Source organism: Pseudomonas oleovorans subsp. oleovorans (assembly GCF_002197815.1).
In the GTDB taxonomy this organism is placed as follows: Bacteria; Pseudomonadota; Gammaproteobacteria; order Pseudomonadales; family Pseudomonadaceae; genus Aquipseudomonas; species Aquipseudomonas oleovorans.
The window spans coordinates 1-19,049 of record NZ_NIUB01000020.1 but is presented as its reverse complement, the minus strand read 5'-3'; the positions used below and the strand labels follow the sequence as shown (position 1 = coordinate 19,049).

Annotated in this window: 16 protein-coding genes and 3 pseudogenes; 9 read left to right on the top strand and 10 right to left on the bottom strand. The window is 62.4% G+C overall.

Going from position 1 to position 19,049, the window contains the following annotated elements:
- Positions 1–485 precede the first annotated feature (485 nt).
- Positions 486–1,376 (bottom strand): annotated as a pseudogene (locus PSOLE_RS13300) (ISAs1-like element ISPa60 family transposase); the annotation flags it as partial.
- Positions 1,377–1,527: 151 nt separating this feature from the next.
- Positions 1,528–1,806 carry a LexA family protein gene (locus tag PSOLE_RS25155; RefSeq protein WP_221740023.1) on the bottom strand — a complete coding sequence of 93 codons (279 nt, stop codon included), beginning with the start codon at positions 1,804–1,806 and terminating at the stop codon, positions 1,528–1,530.
- Between the two features lie 632 nt (positions 1,807–2,438).
- On the opposite strand from PSOLE_RS25155, the gene PSOLE_RS13285 reads away from it, so the two are divergent.
- Positions 2,439–3,659: an ATP-binding protein gene (locus PSOLE_RS13285; RefSeq protein WP_003463741.1), complete on the top strand. Its 1,221-nt coding sequence runs from the start codon at positions 2,439–2,441 to the stop codon at positions 3,657–3,659.
- Between the two features lie 168 nt (positions 3,660–3,827).
- Here PSOLE_RS13285 and PSOLE_RS13280 read toward each other — a convergent pair whose 3' ends face one another.
- Positions 3,828–4,652, bottom strand: a complete 825-nt coding sequence (locus PSOLE_RS13280; protein WP_039965259.1) for a hypothetical protein — start codon at positions 4,650–4,652, stop codon at positions 3,828–3,830.
- A 189-nt stretch (positions 4,653–4,841) separates the two neighbouring features.
- Between PSOLE_RS13280 and PSOLE_RS13275 the strand changes: the two genes are divergently transcribed.
- Positions 4,842–5,612: a nuclease-related domain-containing protein gene (locus tag PSOLE_RS13275; protein ID WP_074856495.1), complete on the top strand. Its 771-nt coding sequence runs from the start codon at positions 4,842–4,844 to the stop codon at positions 5,610–5,612.
- Between the two features lie 122 nt (positions 5,613–5,734).
- Complete coding sequence (locus PSOLE_RS13270; protein ID WP_083393715.1) at positions 5,735–6,034, top strand: lysozyme inhibitor LprI family protein; 300 nt, start codon at positions 5,735–5,737, stop codon at positions 6,032–6,034.
- A 380-nt stretch (positions 6,035–6,414) separates the two neighbouring features.
- On the opposite strand, the gene PSOLE_RS13265 is transcribed toward PSOLE_RS13270, so the two are convergent.
- The 4 genes from PSOLE_RS13265 to PSOLE_RS13250 form a co-directional block, all read right to left on the bottom strand.
- Positions 6,415–7,515, bottom strand: coding sequence for a GGDEF domain-containing protein (locus PSOLE_RS13265; RefSeq protein ID WP_074856501.1), 1,101 nt, complete (start codon positions 7,513–7,515; stop codon positions 6,415–6,417).
- 83 nt (positions 7,516–7,598) lie between these two features.
- Positions 7,599–8,894 carry a TRAP transporter large permease gene (locus PSOLE_RS13260; protein WP_074856504.1) on the bottom strand — a complete coding sequence of 432 codons (1,296 nt, stop codon included), beginning with the start codon at positions 8,892–8,894 and terminating at the stop codon, positions 7,599–7,601.
- The gene (locus PSOLE_RS13255; RefSeq protein WP_074856507.1) at positions 8,884–9,360 is read right to left on the bottom strand and encodes a TRAP transporter small permease; all 477 of its coding nucleotides are present in this window, start codon (positions 9,358–9,360) and stop codon (positions 8,884–8,886) included. Before PSOLE_RS13255 ends, PSOLE_RS13260 begins: the two co-directional genes overlap by 11 nt.
- A 129-nt stretch (positions 9,361–9,489) precedes the next feature.
- On the bottom strand, positions 9,490–10,491 hold the full coding sequence (locus PSOLE_RS13250; RefSeq protein WP_074856510.1) for a DctP family TRAP transporter solute-binding subunit: 1,002 nt from the start codon (positions 10,489–10,491) through the stop codon (positions 9,490–9,492).
- Positions 10,492–10,789: 298 nt separating this feature from the next.
- Here PSOLE_RS13250 and PSOLE_RS13245 point away from each other — a divergent pair, with 298 nt between their 5' ends.
- Positions 10,790–12,265 carry a sigma-54 interaction domain-containing protein gene (locus PSOLE_RS13245; protein WP_074856513.1) on the top strand — a complete coding sequence of 492 codons (1,476 nt, stop codon included), beginning with the start codon at positions 10,790–10,792 and terminating at the stop codon, positions 12,263–12,265.
- Between the two features lie 246 nt (positions 12,266–12,511).
- Here PSOLE_RS13245 and speB read toward each other — a convergent pair.
- A pseudogene (gene speB / locus PSOLE_RS13240) lies at positions 12,512–13,383 on the bottom strand (agmatinase).
- Between the two features lie 145 nt (positions 13,384–13,528).
- A pseudogene (locus PSOLE_RS13235) lies at positions 13,529–14,011 on the bottom strand (extracellular solute-binding protein); the annotation flags it as partial.
- On the opposite strand from PSOLE_RS13235, the gene PSOLE_RS13230 reads away from it, so the two are divergent.
- From PSOLE_RS13230 to PSOLE_RS13210, 5 genes are all read left to right on the top strand, one after another.
- Positions 13,988–14,689 (top strand): substrate-binding domain-containing protein, encoded by a 702-nt coding sequence (locus PSOLE_RS13230; protein ID WP_244597224.1) that lies wholly within the window; start codon positions 13,988–13,990, stop codon positions 14,687–14,689. The pseudogene PSOLE_RS13235 and the gene PSOLE_RS13230 sit on opposite strands and share 24 nt — an antisense overlap.
- An 81-nt stretch (positions 14,690–14,770) precedes the next feature.
- Entirely contained in the window at positions 14,771–15,325 is a 555-nt protein-coding gene (locus PSOLE_RS13225; RefSeq protein WP_017675752.1) for an NADPH-dependent FMN reductase, read from the top strand.
- Between the two features lie 105 nt (positions 15,326–15,430).
- Positions 15,431–16,012, top strand: a complete 582-nt coding sequence (locus PSOLE_RS13220) for a TetR/AcrR family transcriptional regulator (protein WP_074856516.1) — start codon at positions 15,431–15,433, stop codon at positions 16,010–16,012.
- A complete protein-coding gene (locus tag PSOLE_RS13215; RefSeq protein ID WP_074856518.1) occupies positions 16,009–16,887 on the top strand; it encodes an alpha/beta hydrolase family protein in 879 nt (292 codons plus the stop codon). Before PSOLE_RS13220 ends, PSOLE_RS13215 begins: the two co-directional genes overlap by 4 nt.
- A 383-nt stretch (positions 16,888–17,270) precedes the next feature.
- Entirely contained in the window at positions 17,271–17,930 is a 660-nt protein-coding gene (locus PSOLE_RS13210) for an endonuclease (protein ID WP_074856521.1), read from the top strand.
- Between the two features lie 87 nt (positions 17,931–18,017).
- Here PSOLE_RS13210 and hutC read toward each other — a convergent pair whose 3' ends face one another.
- Positions 18,018–18,731 (bottom strand): histidine utilization repressor, encoded by a 714-nt coding sequence (gene hutC / locus PSOLE_RS13205; RefSeq protein ID WP_083393716.1) that lies wholly within the window; start codon positions 18,729–18,731, stop codon positions 18,018–18,020.
- Positions 18,732–19,049 lie beyond the last annotated feature (318 nt).

Below are 19,049 nucleotides of genomic sequence, written 5' to 3'. Positions count from 1 at the left end.
GACAGTAAAAAGTGTATGCCATCTGCTCGCAGGGGCGATGGCATACATGCGACTTCGCGAGAAAAATGGTAATAGGAGAAAGATTTATTCTTCCTGACGCTTCCGTGAGCCAAGAATTGTCAGCCAAAAGCATGAAGCGCCTAAGATTTGGCAGTTTAGCGGTACAGAAATCAGTACACTGACGGTACAGTGCCCAGCTTTTACAGATTTCCCCAAATTACGCTTAAGCCCATCTACGACGCTACTTTCAGCTAACTGTACCTGCGCTAAGCTACGCCCGATTTCACTGGGCTTGCAGCGTTTCTAGGCAACTCATAATCCTTTGGTCCACGGTTCGAGTCCGTGTGGGCCCACCATATGAAACAACGACTTAGGTCAGCCATCGTGCTGGCCTTTTGTCGTTTATGGGCTCGATAAAAAAATTTGCGTACCGTTTTGCGTACCGCTTCATTTTTGCTGCTACGGAACGCGACGAGCGCCAACACCCTGATGGCATGTGCGATGCGCTCTGCATCCGGAGCAAGACTGCTGATGTAGTAACGGCGCTCCAGGCTGGTCTGGTTGCCCACAGTCCGCTCGGACTCCAGCATCACGAAAGTGCGCAGTCCTGGCCAGCGTTCTGGCTGTGGCAGGCACTGGAGTTGGTCGAAAACATGGCAGCGACGAACCTCCAGCCGGCCATGGTCCTTCTCGACATGCTCGAAGTGCGCATGGGGTACCCGGGCAGGATCGCCGTCCAAAAAGGTGTCAGCGAAGTCATCGATCGCTTCGGCCAGCTTCGGCTGGTTTCCCTTGATGGCCAGCAGATAGTGCGCCCCGCGATCGAGAATGGCCTGTGCAATGTCCGGCTGGGTACCCATGGCATCGATCGTCACGGTGCAGCCCTCAAGCGCCAGTGTGGCCAGCAGCTCAGGAATGGCGGTCTTCTCGTTGGACTTCTGGGAGGTCGCCCTCTGCCCGAGAATCAGTCCTGAATCAACCGCAAAAGCGCTGACCAGGTGCAACGGGGCCGTGTTTTTCTTGCCGGAGCGGCGACTGGTCTTGCCGTCTAGGGCAACCACTTGCGGAGAAAGGGCCGGTAGGATCGCCGCAACCCAACAGCGGAAGGCCTGCTCGAACTCCTCTGGATCGATCAGGCTGAATAGCCGTCCAAAGGTGTCGTGTGAGGGAATGCCGTGGGGTAGTTTCAGAATACGGCGGAACCAGTCCAGCCGCTGCTCAGCCCAGAGTTCGATTTCGATGAAGGTGTCAGCGCCGGCAAGCACGCCGCAGATAGCCACGACCAGTGTTTCGACCAGGTCGTGACGAATCTTGCCCTGCTGACGGGGATCATTGATGGCGACCAGAACATCGGAGATTGGTATGTGATGCGACATTGCAGGGCATCCTGAGTAGAGAGGCGCTCAGGATGCCCGCAGGGAAAGGACTCATTCAAATCGGCAGGCGTTCATGCGATTGCCCTGTCCCAAGGGGCTAACCGGCGAATAATTATTTTATTTCGCATAATTGCGCATAATCCCCCGATTCTCAGGCCAACCTACAGCGCTTGCAGTACCCACACGCACACACCCCACACCTCCAGCTCCTCGCCATCAACATCGCCCGCCCCTCGCAGTCGAACTGCAACCGCTTGACCAGGAACTCAGCACCGACAATCGCCAGCACCACATCCCCTGGCTGGGGGCGCTTTGCCTTGTCCACCACCAGGATATAGCCGTCGAAGATGCCGGCTCCTGTCATAGAGTTGCCAGAGGTGCGGAATAGGAAAACAGAGGATGTAGGCGTGATGCCGGCGAGCTGATCCAGAGATAGATCGGGCTGCTGGTAATCAGCGGCGGGAGACGGGAAGTCGCAAGAATTGCAGTCCGCTTGATGTGCTGCCGGTCGTTAATCCCCCTTCCAGCCCTCTTATCACTCTGTTGCAGTCCCTTCAGCCCCGGGAACGGCTCAGAATCGCCTCTGTGACGATTTCGCTCCCTCTGGGGTATACCGGCTCAAGAATCTTCCAAAACGCGCAGCAAGCGCTTAATTGGCTCCTTCCTGCCGGCTCTCCCCGCAATGTCCCCAGCCAGTCTTGGCAGGATAAGAGATTCCGGCGCGCTCTCACCGTTGAAGACCTGGGCCACCACGCTACGGTGCCGGCCGATGTGGCAGAGGCGTGGTGGCGCCGCCACCCTCACCTGCGCCGACCGCAGCCATCACTCTGATCGCTTTTTAAAAGCTTTTCCCTTGTTTTTTTCTTGTTGTTATCTTGTTTTTAGCTGGCTGGACGCCTAGTGCCACGTGGCCTCCAGAGGGGTGACGACTACAGATTCCGGTATTCACGACTACAGATTCCGGTACTCATGACTAACCTGAGGCTCAAAGGGCGGCTGAGCGCTATGATGCGCTATATATTTGTGGTGTAATTTCCACCACTTAATGGATGAATTTACACCATGTACGCGCGCATAATTCGTCAAAACCTACTCGCAGCCCTGGATGATTCGCCGGTCGTGCTGGTCAACGGCGCCCGCCAGACCGGCAAGAGTACGCTGATCCAAAACCTCGGCCGCGAGGCGACTTACTACACCTTCGACGACCCGGCTGTGCTGGCAGCCGCGCAGGTTGATCCCTTCGGTTTCATCAACGCACTCAAGGGGGCGGTCTGTCTCGATGAGGTGCAGCGTGCTCCTGGGGTGTTCCTAGCGATCAAGGCGGCGGTGGATCGCGACCGTACCCCTGGGCGTTTCCTGCTGACCGGCTCGGCCAATGTGCTGTTGCTGCCGCAGATTGCCGACTCTCTAGCTGGACGTATGGAGGTGCTGAACCTGTGGCCTCTGGCGCAAAGCGAAATCGAGCGTCAGCCCCTTAGCATGATTGATCGACTGTTCAGCGGCCAGATGCCGGATAAGTGCCATTTCGAGCGGCAGGACTTCATCGCGAGGCTGAGTCGTGGAGGCTATCCGGAGGCGCTGAGTCGTTCCGGCGAGCGGCGGCGGGAAGCCTGGTTCGAGAGTTATCTCCATACGATCTTGCAGCGTGACGTTCGCGACCTGGCCCAGATCGAAGGGCTGACGGAGATGCCGCGGCTGATGCAGCTGCTGGGCGCCCGCAGTGGCGGACTGCTCAATGCCGCCGAGCTGTCGCGTTCGACGGGCATTCCGCAGACCACGCTCAAGCGCTATCTGACTCTGCTGGAGACCCTTTTTCTCGTGCGTCAGGTTCCAGCCTGGTCGTCCAATCTCGGCAAACGACTACAGAAATCGCCCAAGCTGTTCGTGACCGACTACGGCTTGATGGCCCACTTGCAGGGCTTGAGCGAAGCCGGCATGGCGGCTGGACTGGGGTTACCGGGGGACTTGGTGGAGGACTTCGTGCATGCCGAGCTGGTCAAGCATCAGAGCTGGTCAGATTTGCGCACGCGGCTGATGCATTACCGTACCTCCACCGGAGTAGAGGTGGACTTCGTGCTGGAGAACCGTCGTGGCGATCTGGTTGGCATCGAGGTCAAGGCAGCGGCCACTATCAGCGGCAAGGACTTCAACGGGCTTCGTCATCTACGCGAGATTACGCCGCAGCAGTTCAAGCGTGGCGTGGTGTTCTACTCGGGCGATCAGGTCGTGCCTTTCGATGAACAACTGGTGGCCGTGCCGCTCGCACTGTTTTGGTCAGTTTGAGCGACACTCGCGGTTATCTGTCTGTGCTGCCGGCTAGTTTGGTAGTTCTCGTTGTATCGGCCTGTGTTGCCTAGTTGCCCATCTGGGCATAACAGCCTCAGAAGACAGCCATCTCTCACGGCGCCTTGGATGTTGGCATCGGTGGGCCTAGGTAGGCACCGCGCAGCGTCATGCGGTCAAAGCTATAGACATGGGCGTGCGGGCTTTCGACGCAGCGACCCACCAGAGGGAGCTTTTGATCTGGTTCTCCGGGCTTGAGCTCGATGTTGCTGCCACAAATGGGCAGTCTGCCGAAAATCGAACCAAGCGCGTCCAGCGATAACTTTCATGCCGAAACATCTCCAACTCGCAGCTAGCCTCTTTGACGGTAGAAACCCAGTGGGGGGCTTTAACTACACAGTCGTCAATGACGCGGAACCAAGGGGCATACACCTCGCGCCAGATAAACACAAAGCCCAGCACTGTCAGGGCCAGGGTAATCAGGCTGCCCATAGTAAGAGGGCCTCCGCGTTGGCTTAGGCTGAGCAGCATGATGCTGAGCAGGACTAGCCATAATGCGCTGCCCAGCAATATCGAGCTCAGAAAGCTGATGCCACGAACGCTGAGGTTGCGCATCTCTCCGTTCCGTAGAAACAGCCGGGCGGCGAGCGAGGGGCGGATGGCCCCATTGCCAGATCGTCGATAAAGCACAGTAGTCGATGGCTCACTCTCAGACTCATAGTCTTTTACTGACGAATCTTCTGAAGCCAGCTCCAGCCAGTAGAGGCTGACATTGCCTCTACCTCCACCCGGTTGATAGCCGAGCTGTAAGCGAGGCACCTGGGTGCCAGGTTGGGCCAGGTGCAGAGCTCGGCGCAGGGTCGCGATGGCTGGCACCCAAGCCTTGGGCTCCATGTCTTGCTCGGAGGCCGTGCCGCAACCTGTCAGCAGCGCACTGGCCTCGAAGCGCAATTTCTCAGTGGCATCAGGACGTGCGAGACCTTCATCAGCCATGAACCGACCTCAGCAAAAATCAACGCAGCGCCTGAAGCTAAAGCCTGAGCGGGTGCTTAGAGCCGAGTGAGCCGAATAGCCGGAATATTCGGCTCACGCAATGAGCCGATTGTCGCCTTCGAATACGTTCGTCCATTTACGCTGACTTTCGGTACTATCCGGTTAACTCAGGATTACCAAGGACAGGAAATGGACTTCTCCCCCATCATCGCTCAGGTCTGGGGCATGCTGGCCTGGTTTATCCCAGCCGCACTGCTGATCGGCCTGCTCAAGTCCCCATGGGCAAAGGGTCATATTGGCGAAATCCTGGTGCGGCTGTTCGCCCATTGGCAGCTGGACAAGCAGACCTACCGCCGCCTGCACAATGTCACGCTGAACACGCCCGACGGCACCACGCAGATCGACCACGTATTCCTCTCGCCTTACGGCATCTTCGTGCTGGAAACGAAGAACATGAGCGGCTGGATCTTCGGCAGTGAGAAGCAGCCACAGTGGACACAGAAGCTCTACAAGCGAACGTTCAAATTCCAGAACCCGCTGCGGCAGAACTACAAACACCTCAAAGCACTGGAAGCCATCCTTGGCGTAAACCCCGAGCACCTGCACTCGGTCATCACCTTTGTCGGCGGCAGCACCTTCAAAACCGAAGTGCCGGCCAACGTCACCCAGGGCATCGGCTTTATCCGCTATATCAAGTCATTCCAGCAGCCGCTATTCAGCGAGCCTGAAGTTGACGCCATGTTGCATGCCCTGCAAACCGGCCGCCGCGCGCCAACCCTCGCCACCCACCGCGAGCATGTACAAAACCTCAAACGCCGTAGCGATCCGACAGCCGAGCGGCAGTGTCCGAAATGTGGGAGTGCGCTGCTGATCCGCACCGTGAAGTCAGGGCCGAAAGCGGGACAGCAGTTTTGGGGATGCTCGGCTTTCCCCAAGTGCCGAACCATGCAAAGCCTTTAACAACCATCAATTGATACGCTGGATGCACATCATGCAATCAACTGCTGGCGATTGCCGTCACCGCGCTCAGCGCTGGAACACACGCAGCAGACGATGGCTACAGCGAAACCTATACCGCCTGCATGGATGAGTCCGGCGGCGTGACGGTGAATATGCTCAATTGCATGGGCAGTGAGACAGAACAGCAAGACGCCCGCCTCAACCAAAATTACAAAGCCGCCATACAAGCGCTAACACCTGCACAGCAAACACTACTGCGGGACGCGCAGCGGCTATGGATCAAATTCCGCGATGCCGATTGCGCCCTACTCGGTAGCTTGACTGGAGGCACCATCGACAGCGTCAACAGCGCTTCGTGCTTTCTTGATATGACCAAGAAACGTGCAGATGACCTCGCCTGGCTCGCCGAGCAAGGTCAATAGCAGCATCACTCAGCACTTGGAGCAACGATGTCCGTCAACGCCTGATCCGCAACACGATCAAGAGAGCCTGCGTAGTGATCGTCCGATTAAAAAGCAAAACCTGACCGTTTCGCGGTACAGAAATCAGTACACTGGCGGTACAGTGCCCAGCTTTTACAGATTTCGCCCAATTACGCTTAAACCGCTCTACGGCGAAGCTTTCAGCTAACTGTACCTGCGCTAAGCTACGCCCGATTTCACTGGGTTTGCAGCGTTTCTAGGCAACTCATAATCCTTGGGTCCACGGTTCGAGTCCGTGTGGGCCCACCACCTTAAAAGCCGCGCACTGCGCGGCTTTTCGTATCTGAAATTGATATCAGCAAGCGCAGCACCGCGCGCAGTCACAGCCGCACATCGAACTTATCCAGCAACAGCTCGGCTGGCAGGTCGGCGCTGACCAGTTGGTTGCGTCCGCGCCGCTTGCCGCTGTACAGGCGACGGTCAGCGGCGCGGTAGAGCTCGGCGGCGCTGCGGCCGTCCACGGGCCAGGTGGCCAGGCCGAAGGTGGCGGACAGCGCGATCTGCTCACCGTCGTACTCAAGCGGCTGTTCGGCGATCTGCTTACGCAGTTTGTCCACCAGCGGGTCGGCGCCAGTGCTGTCGATATGACGTAGCAGCAGGCCGAACTCCTCCCCACCCAGACGACCGAGAAAGTCGGTCACGCGCAGGCGCTGCTGGAGGATCTGACAGATATGCTGCAGCGCCATATCGCCCGCCTCGTGCCCCCACTGATCATTGACCTGCTTGAAGTGATCGACGTCGAGCAGCACCAGTACCAGATGCCCGTTGCTGCGTTCGGCATCCTGGATGCTGCGTTGCAGGGCGTGCTGGAAGCTGCCACGGCTGGCCACGCCGGTCAGTGAATCGGTCTGCGCCAGACGCTCCAGCTCCTCGTAGGCCTGCATGCGCAAGCCATCGTAGATATGCACGAACACCAGGATCAGCACGCCACACAGGGCGGCGTTGCCCAGGTCGATCAGGCCGTGTGCGTCCAGGGTCAGGTGATTGTCGGTGAAGTACAGCAAAAGCCCGGCGCACATGAACAGCGCGGTGAGCAGGAAGGCGCGCTGCTTGCCCAGCAGCAGGTAGGCCAGCAGCGGGATCATGTACAGCCAGACGAACGCCGCCGCTGAGGCGTCCGGCATGACGATGATGTAGAGGATGAAGCAGAAGGTCGGGATCAGGTACAGGTAGATCCACAGGTGCAGATGGCGAGCGCGTTCGATGCGCCAGGCGCCGAACAGCAGCAAGGCGGTGCACAGCACTTCGAGGATGGCGAAGAGGTAGTTGCCGGCCAGGGCCTGCAGCACGGCAAAGCCGCCCAGGGTAAGGCCGGTGGCGAGCAGGATGGTGCGCATCAGCTTGCGCTTGCCCGACTCGCGCAGCCCTTCGCAGTGCCCTGCGCCTACATCCCTGTGATCGTTATAGTTGCCGTCGCCCATTTTATTGCCCAGCGCCGCCGCCCTCAGCGGTACGCAGCTCCCCGCCGCGCACCATCAGGCAACTATAGACGGCCTTGCCTGTTTTACACAGCATAACCCAGCACACGCGGCAGCCACAGGGCGATTTCCGGGAAGATCGCCACCAGCAGCAGGGCACTGGACATCACCACAACGAACAACGCGGCCCAGCCGACGGTTTGTTCCAGGCGTATCTTGGCGACCTCGGCCGTGACCATCAGGTTGATCGCCACCGGTGGGGTGAACTGGCCGATGGCGATGTTCATCGCCAGCAGGATGCCGAACCACACCGGGTTCCAGCCGAAGTGCTGCATCACCGGAATCAGGATCGGCATCAGGATCAGGTAGATCGAGATGGCGTCGAGCAACATACCAGCCAGCAGCACCGCGAGCATCACCAGCGCCAGCAACACCCAGCCGTTGTCCGACAGCGAGATCAGCCATTCGGCCAGGTGGCGGAAGGTGCCGAGCATGGTGCCGGCCCAGGCGAAGATGCCGGCCAGGGCGATGATCAGCATGACCACGCCGGAGATCACCCCGGCCTCGCCACACAGGCGCCAGAGGCTGCGCCAGTCCAGCTCGCGGGTAACGAACAGGCCGATCAGCACGCCGTAGGTCACGCCGACCACGGCGGCTTCAGTGGGCGTGAACAGGCCGCTGCGCAGGCCGCCGAGAATCAGCACCGGGGCAAACAGCGCCGGCAGCGCCTGCTTGAAGCTCTCGCCCAGCGGCGGACGCTCGCCCTGCTCCGGCGACTCCCAGCCGTAGTGGCGCGACAGCAACCAGGCCGGCAGCAGCAATACCAGGCCGGCGAGAATGCCGGGGAACAGGCCGGCGGCGAACAGCGCGCGCAGGTCCACGCCCGGCACCACGATGGAGTAGAGAATCAGCGCGATCGACGGCGGAATCAGGATGGCGGTCGAGGCCGAGGCGGCGATCAGCGTGGCCGAGAACGGCTTGGGATAACCCGCCTTGGTCATGCTCGGCAGCATCACCATGGCCACGGCGGCGGCATCGGCCGGGCCGGAACCGCTCATGCCACCCATGATCAGGCACACCAGCACCGCGACCATGGCCAGGCCGCCATGACGCGGGCCGATCACCGCCTGGGCGAAGCGCACCAGCCGCAGCGCCACACCGGCTTTCTCGAACACCAGGCCGGTGAGGATGAACAGCGGAATGGCGATCAGCGGGTACTTGGCCACGCCGTTGTAGGTGTTGGTGCCGAGGGTGGCGAGCATGTCCGGCGACAGCCCGGCGATGATACCGATGGCGCCGGACAGGCCGAGGGCGAAGGCCACCGGCACACCGAGTGCCAGCAGCACGGCGAAACTGAGGATCAGCCAGAGATCAGGGCTCATCACTGATTCTCCCGCGCAGGCGATCGACGGTCATCTGGGTCAGGCGCACGAACAGCAGCAGCGCCAGGATCGGCAGCCAGATCACGTACCACCAGTTGGGCAGCCCGAGGCCGGGCGACTCGGAATCCCACTGGAATTCCTCCCAGGCGAACTGACCACCGAACCAGCACACCAGCCCCAGCACCAGCACGCTGGCCAGCCACTGCAACAGGATCAGCGGCGTGCGCAGGCGCGGGAACAGGCGCTCGAGCAGGCCGATACGAATGTGTCGGTTACTGCGCATGGCCACCGAAGCACCGGCGAAGGTGAGGATGACCAGCAGGAACACCGAGATTTCCTCGGTGAAGGCAAAGGATGCATCGGTGAAATAACGCACCACGACGTTGGCCAGGCTGATCAGGCTGATGATCACCAGGGCCAGGGTGGCGAGCACGCGCTCCAGCGGCGCGTCGATTGGCTTGCTCATAAGAACCTCGAATGACCGGAGCAATGCGCTCGTGAAGTGGCGCCCCCTGCCCTCTCCCCCGGCCCCTCTCCCGCAAGCGGGAGAGGGGAGCAGAGCAGACTAAGGGAGCTTCCGGTCAGATAAAACGAATCAGGGCTGGGCCACGGCCTTGCGCGCGGCGCCCATCAGCGCATCGCCGATACGCGGTGCCCACTTCTCATGCACGCTGGCGGTGGCTTCGACGAAGGCCGCGCGCTCGGCGTCGCTCAGTTCGATCACTTCCACGCCGCGCTCACGCACGTCGGCCAGGCGTTGGGCCTGAGCACCACGCGACAGCTCGATCTCCCACTTGCCGGCGTCGATGGCAGCCTGGCTGAGCAGCTCGCGATCTTCCTCGGGCAGGGATTTCCATACGCGCTGGTTGACGGCGAACACCAGCGGATCGGCCATGTAGTCCCACAGGGTCAGGTACTTCTGGCCCACTTGGTCGACACGCGCCACGTCGAAGACCGACAGCGGGTTTTCCTGGCCGTCCACCGCGCCGGTGGTCAGTGCCGGCTTGGCGTCGGCCCAGCTCATTTGCGTGGGGTTGGCGCCGAGGGCGGTGAAGGTGTCCTGGAACAGCGGCGAACCGACCACGCGTATCTTCAGGCCCGCCAGATCGGCAGGGCTGCGCACCGGCTTGGCCGAGTTGGACAGCTGGCGAAAACCGTTCTCGCCCCAGGCCAGCGGCACGATGCCGCGCTGCTCGATGGCGGCGAAGGCCAGCTTGCCGGCTTCACCATGGGTGATGGCGTCGAGGTCGGCGTCGTTCTTCATCAGAAACGGCAGGGAGAACAGGTTGAGCTCCGGCACCTGCGGCGACCAGTTGATGGTCGAACCCACGGCCATGTCGATCAGGCCCGAGCGCATGGCGGAGAATTCCTTGGTCTGGTCGCCGGCGACCAGTTGCGCGTTGGGGTAGACGCGCAGGGTGATGCGCCCCTCGGAGCGCTCGTTGACCAGGTCGGCCCACTTCTGCGCGGCCTGGCCCCAGGGGAAGGCGTCCGACAGTACGGTGGAAACGGAGTATTCACGCGCCTGCGCGGTGGCGCACAGGGCGGTCAGCGCAGCGCCGGCGGCGAGCGCGGAGAAGAGTCGCTTGAGTTTCATCGGGGCGTCCTTGTATGGATCTTGGTCATTGTCGTTGTGGCACCGGCAAAGCGGTGCGGATCCAGCGGCGAGCGGATGGCTCGCCTGGCGCGCCTGGTCGGCACGCGAAAGGGACACGGCAGGTGTCACGGCTGCCGGGCAGGCCTTGTGGGCGATCGGCAGGTGCCGGCGGGTTACGCGCGGCCGCCCAACTATTCCAGAAGCGCGCAGCGAATGCCATTGTCTGATGACTGTTGACGTTGCCCGGCCTGATCGGCGCTGCCCATAATCACCGGCATCTCATTTTCGGACACTCCCCATGGCCATTTCCCGCGACGACCTCGACCAGCACGGCCTGATCATCGGCGTGTCGCCCGAACGCTTTCGCGCGGTGGCCATGCCGCTGCTGTTCGATCACCTCGATGCGCAGTGCGAGGGCACCATCGCGGTCAACCGCCAGGCGCGCATCGTCTGGATCAACGACAAGTACGCGCAGAAGGTCGGCATCGCCGATGCGCGCACGGCGCTGGGCAAGGAAATCGAGGAGGTGCTGGCGGCCAGCCGCCTGCGCGAGGTGGTGGAAAGCGGCCAGCCGAGCATGCTCGACCTGATGGCCTTCGGCAGCGAGCACTTCGTGGTGACCCACATACCGCTGCGCGACGAGGACGGCACCCTGGTCGGCGCGCTGGGCTTCGTGCTGTTCGACCGCGCCCGCCATCTCAAGCCGCTGATGGCCAAGTACGCCAGCCTGCAGACGCAACTGCTCGCCACCCAGCACGAGCTGGCCAAGGCGCGCCGTGCGCGCTACACCGTCGCCGGATTCATCGGCGCCAGCAGCGCGGCCAGTGAGGTAAAGCGCCAGGCCCGCCGTGCTGCGCAGTTCGATGCGACGGTGCTGATCCGCGGCGAGACCGGCACCGGCAAGGAGCTGCTGGCGCAAGGCATCCACAACCTGTCGGCGCGCGCCAACGGGCCATTCGTCGCGGTCAACGTCGCGGCGATTCCGGAAACCCTGGTGGAGGCCGAGCTGTTCGGCACGGCACCCGGCGCCTTTACCGGCGCCGACCGCAAGGCGCGCATCGGCAAGTTCGAAGTGGCCAACGGCGGCACGCTGTTTCTCGATGAAATCGGCGACCTGCCGCTGCCGTTGCAGGCCAAGCTGCTGCGCGTGTTGCAGGAACAGGAGGTGGAGCCGCTCGGCTCCAACCAGGTCAAGCCGCTCAACGTGCGGGTGATCGCGGCGACCCATATCGACCTGGAAGCCAAGGTGGCCGCCGGGCAGTTCCGCGATGATCTCTACTACCGCCTCAACGTGCTGGCCCTGCGCGTGCCGCCACTGCGCGAACGTGCCAGCGACATTCCCGCGCTGATCGAACACCTGCTCGATGACCTGGCCAACCGCTCTGGCCTGGCGCCCATGGAGCTGACGGACGATGCCCTCGCCCTGCTCTGCGCGCAGCCGTGGAAGGGCAACGTGCGTGAGCTGCGTAACCTGCTGGAGCGGGCGCAGTTGGCGGCCGATGGGCGACTGGATGGCGAAGTTTTACGTGGTTTGCTGGTCGATCCGGTTGCTCCGAGTGCGCCGATACCCGCCGCGCCAGTGATGATGAGCTCGACGCAGACCCTGGCCGAACAGTTGGTGCAGGCCGAGCGCCTGGCGTTGCAGGCGGCACTGGCGGCAACCGATCGCAATCGCCAATTGGCCGCCGAGCGCCTGGGCATTTCCCGCGCCGGGTTCTACGCCAAGCTGGCGCAGCATGGGCTGGGACGCAGGGGTGAGCACCTCACCCTGTAAGAGCCGGCTTGCCAGCGATGCGCCACCCGCAACACTTCCCCACAACAGTCGCGGCTAAAGCCCCTCCCACAAAAAGCGTGGCAAGCCGCAATTACGTAGCCCAATGAAATCCGGGAAGTTCGCATAGGCGCGCCCCGGATTACATTGGGCTACGCCGGTTAGAGCGTAGGGTGGACCACGCCTCACCGGTCCACCATGGGTAGCTGGCGCGAATACCCCAGGTGGAAATAAACAGCGATTTCCACCCTAGGTCCGTTCACCCAGCCTATGCCGCGCGGCATACAGGCAGATCATCTCCATCGCCAGGGTGGCGCCGGCCAGGGCGGTGACCTCGGCGTTGTCGTAGGGCGGCGCTACTTCGACCACGTCCATGCCGACCAGGTTGATCCCGCGCAAACCGCGCAGTATCTCCAGCGCCTGATGGCTGCAAAGGCCGCCGCACACCGGTGTGCCGGTGCCGGGGGCGAAGGCCGGGTCGAGGCAGTCGATGTCGAAGGTCAGGTACACCGGATGCTCGCCCACCCGCGCGCGGATGCGCTCGGCGATCTGCTCCGGGATGCTGCGGTGCACCTCGCGGGCATCGAGCACCTGAAAGCCCATTACGTCGTCGTTGGTGGTGCGCAAGCCGACCTGCACCGAGCGCGCCGGGTCAACCAGGCCTCCACGCGCGGCGTGGTAGAACATGGTGCCGTGATCGATGCGTTTGCCCTCCTCGTCCGGCCAGGTGTCGCTGTGCGCGTCAAAGTGGATCAGCGCCAGCGTGCCGTGCTTTTCGCATGCGCCTTGAGCAGCGGATAGCTGATGAAGTGGTCGCCGCCCAGGGTCAGCAGCGCGCTGCCGGCTTCGAGAATGCGCGTGGCGTGCGCCTCGATCAGCGCCGGGGTGTCCTGCGGCGTGCCGTGGTCGAAATGGCAGTCGCCGTAGTCGACGCAGGCGAGCAGGTCGAAGGGATCGAACTCCCAGGGAAAATGCCGCGCCCAGGCCGACTGGGTCGACGCGGCGCGGATCGCCCGTGGGCCGAAGCGGCTGCCGGGCCGGTTGCTGGTGGCGGTGTCGAAGGGCACGCCGCTGATGGCCAGGTCCACGCCGGTCAGGTCACGACTGTAGCGCCGGCGCATGAAGCTGGTGATGCCGGCGTAGGTGGGCTCGGCGGCGGTTCCGTAGAGGCTGGCGCGGGTGATGGCCTGGTCGTTGTCGAAGGCTTGGTCCATGGTCGAATACTCATTTCGGTGATGTTCGCGAGCAGAGCTCGCTCCTACAGACTCAGTACTGGCTGCGGAAGTCTGTCCACAGGCGCGTGCGCTGACGCTGCTCGCGCAGGCTCAGCACTTCTTCGGCGAACAGGCGCGCACGCACGGCTTCGGGCGGGTAGATATCCGGGTCACCGCTCACCGCCTCGTCCAGCAGGGGCGTGGCGGCGCGGTTGGCGTTGGCGAAGAACAGCTCGTTGGTCAGCTCGGCGATGGCCTCGGGCTGCAGCATGAAGTCGATGAACGCACGGGCGTTGCCCGGATGCGGCGCGTCGGCGGGAATGGCCATGATGTCGAACCAGATCAGCGTGCCTTCGCGCGGAATGCGGTAGAGCACCTCGAACGGCTGCTCGGCCTCGGCAGCGCGCGCAGCGGCCATGCCGGCGTCACCGGTGTAGGTCAGCGCCAGGCAGGTCTCGCCCTTGGCCAGGTCGTCGATCTGCCGGGCATTGCCGATGTAGCGCAGGTTCGGTTGCAGCACCGCGAGCAGGTGCTGGCCGCCACGCGCAAGCTGTTTGCCGCCATCGAGACCTTCAAGGGCGAGGCCCAGGGCATGGCCGACAAGCTACTCGGCGAACTGCGCATCGGCCTGTCCGAAGCATTGTCGGACGAGGTGCTGCAGCGCATCGGCGAGGCCATCGGGCGTTTTCGCCGGCGCAACCAGGCGGTGCAGATCGAGTTGCTCAGCGCCATGCCCGCCGAGCTGGAACGGCGCCTGCTGCAGGACCAGCTACAACTGGCCATCGGCTATTTTTCCGGCAGCCAGACGGCGCTGGACTACCAGCCGCTGTTCGACGAGCGCCAGCGCCTGTACTGCGGCCGCCAGCACCCGCTGTTCGACCGGGAGACGCCGAGCGCCGCTGACCTGCAGGCCTGCGACCGCGTGGTGCATCCCTATCGCTTCATCGCAGCCGACGAACCCTGGCAAGGCGGCAGCAGCAGCGCGCGCTGCGAACAGGTCGAAGGTAGCCTGGCGTTCATCCTCTCCGGTGCTCACCTGGGCTATCTGCCCGAGCACATCGCCCAGCCCTGGGTAGAGCGTGGCGGCTTGCGCGCGCTGCCCGGCAAGTGGGATTTCACCGTGCAGTTTCGTCTGGCCAACCATCGCGGCCATCCCGCCAGCGAGGCGCAGAAGGCCTTCGCCGACGATCTGCTGGACGCGTTCGGCGAGTGACGAGGCGCGTGCCCTGCACCTGCTGAAACATCCAGGGTCTATAGTGGTTGTTCCTTCCTCACCACACCCTCTGGAGTACACATGAGCAAGACTTACAACGTCGCCGTACTGGTCGGCAGCCTGCGCAAAGCCTCCATCAATCGCAAACTGGCCCTGGCGCTGGCCGACCTGGCGCCGGCCTCGCTGAATCTGGAAATCCTCGAGATCGGCGACCTGCCGCTGTACAACGAAGACGCCGACGGCGATACCGCTCCGGCCTCCTATGCGCCGTTTCGCAGCAAGCTCAAGGCGGCCGATGCGGTGCTGTTCATTACCCCCGAATACAACCGCTCGATCCCGGCGCCGATGAAGAACGCCATCGATGTCGGCTCGCGTCCGTATGGCCAGAGCGGCTTCAGCGGTAAACCAGGCGCCGTGCTCAGCGCCTCGCCGGGTGCCGTTGGTGGCTTTGGTGCCAACCATCACCTGCGCCAGTGCCTGGTGTTCCTCGACGTGCATGTGCTGCAGCAGCCGGAGGCTTATCTCGGTGGCGCCGGCAACTTCTTCGACGAGAACGGCGTACTCAGCGACGGCATCAAGCCGTTCCTGCAGAAGTTCATCGACGCCTATGCCGCCTGGGTAGCCAAGCAGGCCTGATACCTCACGCCGCCCGCTGGGCGGCGCTCCACTATGCCGATATGCCCTCATCTGCGGCCTGAATGACACTGGCGGCTAGACCGACCGGTCTACATAATCCACGCCATGACCAAGACCACTCGCGACAAACTGATCGACACCATGATCGATGCCCTGCAACGCAAGGGTCTGCATGGCGTTGGTTTGAACGAACTGCTGGCTGCCGCCGATGCGCCCAAGGGCAGCCTTTATCACCACTTCCCGAACGGCAAGACCGAACTGGCCGTGGCCGCCATCGAGCGTGTCGGCCAGCGCGCCGAGCAGGCGTTCGCTGCGCTCTTCGAGCGTCAGTCCGATCCACTCGATGCGCTGACTATCTGGCTACAGGGCGCGCTTGGCCAGTTGCAGGAAAGCGCCTTCGAGCGCGGCTGCCCGCTGGCCACCGTGGCCCTGGAAAGCGCTCCGCAAGATCATGAAATTCGTGCAGCCCTGGCCAATGCCTTCGCCGCCATTCGCCAGGCACTGCAGCAGCAGTTGCAACGTCACGGTTACCCACAGCCAGAAGGGCTCGCTGCCCTGTTCGTCGCGCTCTACGAAGGCGGTCTGCTGCAAGCACGTGTCGCCGGCAGCAGCGAGCCGCTGAAACAGGCCGTCGCCACCCTGCTCCACCTGACCCGCCAGCACCGCACGGAGTCCCCGCCAGCATGAACACAGCCATCCGCCGCGAAACCCTGCCCCTGCTCGCCCTCGACGATTATCAACTGACCGCCACGCACTATCACGCCGAGCGCCCCCAGGCGCAGTTGCTGATCGCCGGCGCCACCGGGGTGCCGCAAGGTTTCTATCGCCGTTTTGCCGAACACGCCGCCAGCCGTGGTTTCAACACCATGACCCTGGACTACCGCGGCATCGGACAATCCAAGCCAGACAGCCTGCGTGGATTCGAGATGGAGTATCTGGACTGGGCCCATCTCGACCTGGCCGCCGCGGTGGATCAACACCGGCACGCCGAGCGCCCACTGTTCATGATCGGCCATTCGTTCGGCGGTCACGCCTTTGGCCTGCTGCCCAACCATGATCAGGTCGCCGGCTTCTACACCTTCGGTACCGGTGCCGGTTGGCACGGCTGGATGCCCAGGGCCGAGCAGGTGCGCGTACTAGCCATGTGGCGCCTGATCGGCCCGCTGATGACGCGCTACAAGGGCTACCTGGCCTGGAGCAAACTGGGCATGGGCGAGGATCTGCCGCTGGGTGTGTACCGTCAGTGGAAACGCTGGTGCCGCTTCCCGCGTTACTTCTTCGACGATCCGCAGATGCCGGGGCTGGCCGAGCGCTTCGCCCAGGTGAACACGCCGATGGTGGCGCTCAACAGTCTGGACGATCTTTGGGCACCGCCGGCCTCGCGCGATGCCTTCATGGCCGCCTATGTGAATGCGCCCTATCAGGCGCGCACGCTCGACTCGCAGGCAGAGGGCCTGGGCGCTATCGGTCATATGGGGTATTTCCGCCCTGCGGCGCAGCGTCTGTGGGACGAGACGCTGGATTGGTTCGAGCAATTGCGCATCGAACAACGAGCAGCTTGAGCAGGCCGCTGAAATCTCTAGACCAGAAAAAAGAAAACCCCGCGATTGCGGGGCCTTGCAGACTGTTGTCCTGACATCCTTGATCTGCTCACCATCCTGGCGGCTGTCCAGCGTGTCCCTGTTCGTCTAGGCGCTTCCTGCGCTGAATCCATGTGCAGCAGAGTACGCCCGTACCTGATCGACCGACAGTGGCGAAAATCGTGACATCGTGTAAGCCATGGCTTACACGAGTTCTCCCTCTGTCAGCCGTCTGACTTTGCCCGGGCCACTCCAGGTTGGGAGAAAGCATTTGGCCATGTTTTTTGTGACGTACGTCTTGCTAGACTGCATCTTGTCCTACAAAAACAACAGACTCCGACAACGGCAGTCACTGGGGCTAGAGTATGCGCGCAGTCACCTTGCTTCTTGGTTGCCTGGCAACCTGCATCAGCAGCTTCTCCCTGGCCAATGGCCAGACCCAACTGGGCGACGTCAAACAGGCCATCGATCAGGCGTTCTGGCAGGCTCTTTACGGTAATGGCGGCACGACTCTCTATTGCGGCCAGACCTTCGCCCGTGAAAGCGGCACCCTCACTGCCAGCCCTATCTACAGCAGCAAGCAGCTCAAGAGCGCGATGCGCTGCGTCACCGACCGCCAATGCACCATCATGAACCCGCGCTATCCGTACATCGCCGCCGACCTGCACAACTACTACCCGGCGCTGACCCGCGTGGAGCTAGCGCGACGCAATGCCCAGTTCGCCGAACTGGCCGATGATGTACCGAGCAAGTTCGCCGATATCGGCTGCGACCTGAAAACCAGCTTCCAGCTGGTAGAGCCGCGTGACGAAGCCAAGGGCAATATCGCCCGGGCAATCTTCTACATGCACATCGAATACGGTTTGCCCATCGTCGGCCTGGTGCCAATGTACAAGGCCTGGCACCGCATGGACCCGCCGGATGCCGAAGAAAAGGCACGCAACGACAAGATCGAGGTACTGCAGGGCACGCGCAATCGCTTTATCGACGATCCTGCGCTAGTGGATCAGCTGATCAGCGACTGACCCCGAACGCAGTGGCAGGGGCTTTAGCCGCGACGGGAGACGGCCCTGGATCGCCGGCAAGCCGGCTCCTACGGATGTGCGGAAAGCCTAGCCTCTGCGTTTGTGCAGCGAGCGCAGTTTGTAGCGGTCACCGGGATGGATCAGCCGTGCATAGCTGATCAGGTGATCGTCCGACCAGGTGCGACGGATCACGCTCAGGCAGGGCATGGCCGGGTCGATCTGCAGCAGCTCGGCCGTGCGCGCATCCACCAGCATCGCTTCAACCACATGCTCGACATCCGAGATCGGGCAACTGGCGACCAGCACCTCGTTGGGGGTGACCTGGGTGAAGTCGCTCTGCAGGTAATGCGGCACCCAGCGCGGGTTGACGAAGCGGTCCTCGAGCTGGATCGGCAGACCGTCCTGCAGGTGCACGAGGATGCTGTGAAACACCTCGGCGCCCAGGCGCAGCCCCAGACGCAGGGCCACTTCGTCATCGGCGGCGATGGCCTCGCAGCGCACCACTGCGTTGCTGTAGGCATGGCCGCGGCCGCGCACTTCGCTGGCGATGTTCATCACCTCGTGCAGAGGCGACTCGGCCTTGCGGTCAGTGACGAAGGTGCCGAGCCCGGCCTGACGCACCAGATAACCCTTCTGCACCAGATTCTGGATCGCCTTGTTGGCGGTCATGCGGCTGACGCCGAAGTCGCGCGCCAGCTGTTCCTCGGGTGGAATCTGATGATTGACCGGATAGGCGCCGCCGTGAATGCGCTCGAGGAGAAAATCCTCGATGGCCTTGTAGCGCGGGGTGGGACTGGTCACGGCTGCTCCTTGGAAATGCCCGGTGCGCGGATAATACATCAGCCATACGAGTGATCTCGTAGGAGCCCCGCGTCGGGGCGAAAGCGGTCGCGGCCACTGCGCAAGACCTGCGGCGTAACCAGCATTCGCCGCGGGGCGCGGCTCCTACACAAAGACCGTAGCCCGGATGAAATCCGGGGCCTCATATCAAAGCCCCGGATTGCATCCGTATATGGACTCCTCCCGTTTTGCCAGTGAAATAATCTGCCTCTGAACCTAGGTACGACTGCTTCCGTATATTCGACTTCTGATAAGGCGTTAGCCTTGAGCCATGATGAA